This is a genomic window from Nocardia sp. NPDC060220, assembly GCF_042727815.1.
GTDB lineage: Bacteria > Actinomycetota > Actinomycetes > Mycobacteriales > Mycobacteriaceae > Nocardia.
The window spans coordinates 1-2440 of the sequence record NZ_JBHWZY010000954.1; the positions used below are offsets into that span (position 1 = coordinate 1).

At 69.4% G+C, this 2440-nt stretch carries 3 protein-coding genes; all 3 read right to left on the reverse strand.

The annotated features are described in order from the left end of the window. On the reverse strand, positions 1-362 hold a 362-nt coding region (gene ndk, locus ACFWF3_RS32180; RefSeq protein ID WP_379317587.1), incomplete at its 3' end, for a nucleoside-diphosphate kinase. Positions 363-412: 50 nt separating this feature from the next. Further along, positions 413-754 (reverse strand): DUF4233 domain-containing protein, encoded by a 342-nt coding sequence (locus tag ACFWF3_RS32185; protein WP_378994037.1) that lies wholly within the window; start codon positions 752-754, stop codon positions 413-415. Positions 755-810: 56 nt separating this feature from the next. After that, positions 811-2181: a bifunctional folylpolyglutamate synthase/dihydrofolate synthase gene (locus ACFWF3_RS32190; protein WP_379317589.1), complete on the reverse strand. Its 1371-nt coding sequence runs from the start codon at positions 2179-2181 to the stop codon at positions 811-813. Between the last annotated feature and the right edge of the window lie 259 nt (positions 2182-2440).

Sequence of the window (2440 nt, forward strand, 5' to 3'; positions counted from 1 at the left end):
GAGTCGGATCCGTGGACCAGGTTGAACTGGGTCTCGAGGCCGAAGTCGCCGCGGATGGTGCCGGGCACGGCCTTCTCTACCGGGTCGGTGCCACCGGCGAGCTGGCGGAACGCCGCGATCGCGCGCGGGCCTTCGAGCACGGCCGCGACGACCGGGCCGGAGGTGATGAATTCGATGAGCGAGCCGAAGAAGGGCCGCTCGGCATGTTCGGCGTAGTGCTCGGCCGCGAGTTCCGCGGACACGTTCTTCAGCTCCAATGCCTGGAAAGTGAGGCCCTTGCGCTCGATGCGCGCGAGGATCTCGCCGGTGAGGCCCCGGGAGACACCGTCCGGCTTGATGAGTACCAACGTCTGCTCAGTCACGGGGTAACCCTAGCGTCGGCCGTGTCAGGACGCCGATCGGGCCCTCGAGGTCAGGACTTGGTACCCATTCGCTGGCTGGGGAGCAGTCCCGCGTCCATTCGGCGCTGGACATCCGAGCGCAGGACGAGGATGAACGCCCAGACCGCGATGAACACCACCGCGATCACGCCGATCGACAGGTGGATGAAGGCGCCCGCGAGCAGCAGTACCTGCAGGCCCAGGTTGAACGGGATCGCCCACGGTTTCCGCTGTACACCCGCGCCCAGGATCATCAGCACCGAGAGCACCACGAGATAGGTTCCGGAGAACCACGTGACACCGCCGCCCACGTCGGCGACCACCGGCAAAGCCAGCAACACCACGATCGCCTCGAGGATCAACGTCCCCGCCATGACGCCGCGCAGACCCTTCCACGGATCGTTGGCGGGAGGGGGCACTTGTTCTTCACTCACGCCGGAGCCTTTCCGAACAGGGCGCGCGCCGCGCCCGCGGTGACGACCGACCCGGTGACCACCACGCCGGCGCCGGAGATCACGTCGCCCTCGTCGCCCGCCTGCTCGGCCAGCGCGATCGCCGACTCCAGCGCGTCGGGCAGGGTCTCGGCGGTGATCACGCGTTCATCGCCGAACCGCTGCACGGCGAGGTCGGCCAGCGAGTCCACGTCCATGGCCCGCGGCGAGCCGTTGCTGGTGACGACGATTTCGTCGAAGACCGGTTCGAGCGCGTCGAGGATCCCGGCCGCGTCCTTGTCGGCGAGCACCGCGACCACCCCGACCAGCTTGCGGAAGTCGAACTCGCCGGTGAGCGTCGCGGCCAGCGCCTGCGCACCCGCCGGGTTGTGGGCGGCGTCGACGAAGATGGTCGGCGCGTTGCGCATCCGTTCCATCCGCCCCGGGCTGGCCACCGTCGCGAAACCGGTGCGCACGGCCTCGATATCGAGCTGACGATCCGCGCCCGCCCCGAAGAACGCCTCCACCGCGGCCAGCGCCAGAGCCGCGTTGCGGGCCTGGTGCTCGCCGTGCAGCGGCAGGAAGATCTCGTCGTAGACGCCGCCGAGCCCCTGCAGGGTGAGCAGCTGCCCGCCGACGGCGACGCCCCGTTCCAGCACCCGGAACTCCGCGCCCTCGCGGGCCACCGCGGCATCCTCGGCGACGGCCCGGCGCAGCAGCACGTCCATCACCTCGGGTTCCTGCTCGGCGATCACCGCGACGGTGTCGGTCGGGATCAGCGCCTCGGGTGCGCGCTTGATGATCCCCGCCTTCTCCTTGGCGATCGACTCGAGGTCGGGACCGAGGTACTCGGTGTGGTCGAGGCCGATCGGGGTGATCACCGCGACCTGCGCGTGGATCACATTGGTGGCGTCCCAGGTGCCGCCCATCCCGGTTTCCACGACGGCCACATCGACCGGCGCCTCGGCGAACGCGGCGTAGGCCATGCCGGTGAGCACCTCGAACTTGCTCATCGCCGGGCCGTCGGATTCGGCGGAGCGCTGGTCGATCATGCCGATATAGGGCGCGAGCTCGTGATAGGTCGCCACATAGCCGGCCGGGGAGATCGGCGCGTTGTCGATGCTGATCCGCTCGGTCGCCAGCTGCAGGTGAGGGCTGGTGATCCGGCCGGTGCGCCGATGCAGGGCGGTGAGCAGGGCGTCGATCATCCGGGTCACCGAGGTCTTGCCGTTGGTGCCCGCGATGTGGATCGCCGGATAGTTGTTCTGCGGGTTGCCCAGCAGATCCATCAGGGTGGCGATCCTGGTGAGCGAGGGTTCGATCTTGGTTTCGGGCCAGCGCTTGTCGAGCTCGGCCTCGACCAGCGCCATCTCGGCGAGGTCGACCGGCGACGGCCCGGTGCTGAGCTGGGCCGCGCTGTAGTCGCTGCCGCCGAAGTCGGCGTCTTCGGGGTCGAGGTCACCGGGGCCCATGTCGCTCACTTGGCGCTCAGCTCCGCCAGACGGGCGCCGATGCGGGTGACTTCGGCCGCGGCCACATCACGTCGACCGGTGATCTTGTCGACGACCGGCTGCGGCGCCTTGGCCAGGAAGGCCTCGTTGCCGAGCTTGGCCGTGGTGGTGTCGAGGC